This window comes from Soonwooa sp. T0.1_25, from assembly GCF_057652215.1.
Genome location: NZ_JBYFBZ010000056.1, coordinates 1 through 656, shown reverse-complemented (window position 1 = coordinate 656; position 656 = coordinate 1). Strand labels below are relative to the sequence as shown.

1 protein-coding gene is annotated in these 656 nt (G+C 29.4%); it reads right to left on the bottom strand.

What is annotated here, in order from left to right:
- Nucleotides 1-202: 202 nt before the first annotated feature.
- Nucleotides 203-595: a hypothetical protein gene (locus AC23MB_RS14315; RefSeq protein ID WP_487787649.1), complete on the bottom strand. Its 393-nt coding sequence runs from the start codon at nt 593-595 to the stop codon at nt 203-205.
- Nucleotides 596-656: the final 61 nt, after the last annotated feature.

Sequence of the window (656 nt, the reverse complement as noted above, 5' to 3'; positions counted from 1 at the left end):
TAACGGAAAAAGTATTGGCGAAGTGCGGGCTTAATTTGAACAACTGTTCAAGTTCAGACCAAGCGGAGCCGATGCTTTTTCAGATTGTTAAAATTAAAGAAAAAACAATATGAAAAGCAGCGGCGGCTAAATATTTCAAATCTTTCTACTTTACATTTAACCCCGCATTTTGCCAATACAATGTTACCTGCAGTCGCAATTTTTACTCAATTTCTAGTTTTATATAGGTTTTTCCATCTTTTTCAACTTCCTTATTGTAAACCCTTTTCCCAACAATTTTTACAAGTTCTTCCATATTATCTAACCAATCTTGAGTACATAATTCTAAAATCATTTCAATTGAATTGTCATCATATTGAATAAATTCAGAAACATGTGCTAAATATTTATCTAAAATATCTTCTAATGGATATTGTTTATCATCCAATTCATTTAATTCCTCTTCTAGAGTAAATGACAATGTTGTTACAAAATTTCCTTTTTTAACAAGCTCATTTTCATAGTCATACAAAGATTTGTAAATTCCATTTGATAAATTTTCAAATTTTGACGAATCATTATATTTTTCTGGTGCAACTAAATGGATATTTTTCATTTATTTTCTTGAGTTAGTTTACAAATTTGATTGTTGTGTTGGTGAGCGATTGCAGGTAACG

Bases quoted from the DNA above. Each gene is read 5' to 3' on its own strand.
- AC23MB_RS14315 (WP_487787649.1), bottom strand. From the start codon at position 595: ATGAAAAATATCCATTTAGTTGCACCAGAAAAATATAATGATTCGTCA.